This is a genomic window from Frankia sp. AiPs1 (assembly GCF_023716945.1).
Taxonomy (GTDB): Bacteria; Actinomycetota; Actinomycetes; order Frankiales; family Frankiaceae; genus Frankia.
Genome location: NZ_JAMQQF010000873.1, coordinates 1 through 1,693, shown reverse-complemented (window position 1 = coordinate 1,693; position 1,693 = coordinate 1). Strand labels below are relative to the sequence as shown.

General features: G+C 76.0%; 1 protein-coding gene and 1 pseudogene. Both read right to left on the bottom strand.

Features of this window, described 5'->3' with window-relative positions; all coding sequences use genetic code 11:
- Positions 1 to 1,270: CHAT domain-containing protein (locus ND748_RS31480; RefSeq protein WP_251749933.1), on the bottom strand; the 1,270-nt coding region annotated here is incomplete at its 3' end.
- A 141-nt stretch (positions 1,271 to 1,411) separates the two neighbouring features.
- A pseudogene (locus ND748_RS31475) lies at positions 1,412 to 1,693 on the bottom strand (hypothetical protein); the annotation flags it as partial.

The following is a 1,693-nucleotide window of genomic DNA, read 5'->3' as shown; positions in this document are numbered from 1 at the left end:
CTTCGGCGTTTCCCGCCGGCCCGTCACCGGAGCCGCCCGCGTCCTGGCCACCGGGGCGGGCGCTGCCGCAGACGCTCAGGATGACCGCCACCGGCATCCCCGCCGGGCCGCGCAGCGCGAGCGCCAGGGTCTCGCCGTCGACGAAGCGGAACCCGTCGGGTTCACCGGGATCGGCGACGCGGAGCACCGCGCGGTGCTCGTCGATGTCACCGTGCGCGACCAGATGGACGATGTCCGGCTCGAACTGCGCGCACGCCTCGCCGAGGTCGTCCAGCGTTGCGTTGGTCATCGCCCGCGAGACGCACAGGCCCTCCGCCTCGAAGGCGCGCATCAGGCCCATGAACATCGCCCCCGGGCGGATCACCAGGTCGTCGAGGGCGGAGCCGGCGACGAACAGGACCCGGGGCACCCGGCGGATCGTCGCCGGGGCCGGGGTCGTGGCGGGTACCACCCGGGTGACGGCGACGAGCGCCCGGGGATGCCCGGCAAGCGGCGCCTCCCCGTCGTGCATCGCCTCCCACACCAGGCCGGCCAGCGCCGTGTCGTCCGCCGGCCAGCGCAACGCGAGCTCCACCCCCCGGGCGGCTTGCACCGCGGGCGCGGCGAGCAGGCGTCTCCACACCGGCGCGAGCAGGCACTCGAACAGCCATCGGCCGTAGAGCTCGGCGTCGTTGTCGCGCAGCTCCCGGCCGGCGATCCGGGCCAGCAGGCCGGAGATCTCGCCCGGGTCGCCGGCGCACACCGCGGCCAGTGCCGGGTCAGCTTCGCCTGGCCCGAACGACGGGCCCGCACCGGTGGCGGAGCGTACCGGCGGCATCAAGCCGCCCGAACGGACGGGGCGACCCGCGGGGTGACCATGACCGGGAAGATGATCCCGATGCGCGCCCGCCCACAGCCCCATCTCCTGGCCCCGCCGCGGATGCGGGCGCGAGCGGGACGACCCGGCACCGGGCCGCGTACCCGCGGCGAACTGCGGCCCCACCACAAGATCAGCGTCGGCCGGCGGATTCCACGCGGCGGCCCCGTCCGGCACGATGGTCCCGTCCGGCACGATGGTCCCCGCGGCGCCGTCGGGCGCGGTGGGCGTGGGCAGCGCGGGCGGGCCCGGCGGCTCGACCCACCAGCTCGGCACGCGCCGCGGCAGCCCGTCGACGTCGGTGACCACCACCGCGGCCATCCCGTACCGAGCCGTGATCCCCGCGCCCCGCACGTGCACGGCCCATCCGTCTCCATGGTCCTCGACGTCGACGAGGACCCGGGGGATCCTCACCGTCCCTCGGCCAGAGCCGAGAATCCCAGCGCCGTCACCCACGCACCTCCGACCGCGAATCCGCCGCGCCGCCCACCGGAGTCCCGGGCGGCGCGGCGGACCCCCCGTTCTTCAGTTGACCTCGCCGAGATCCCGTCATCGTCAACGAACCTTCATCTCGGCGCCGCCGGACAGGTCGGCGCCGGCGGACGAGTCGGTACCCGCGGACAGGTCGGCCGCCGCGGACAGAAAGTCGTCCCGGCCGAGCAACCACGTGGTGAGGCGGGTGGTGAGGGCGGCCACATCGCCGGGTGGGGGTGGGCCGGCGAGCACTCCCGGCTCGCCGCAGGTGCGCAGCAAGGCAGCGATCCGGCGGTGGAGGCCGGCAAGCTGCCCGTCGGCGGTGGCGAGGTGCGCGGCGACGCCGGCCTGCACGGCCAGGCG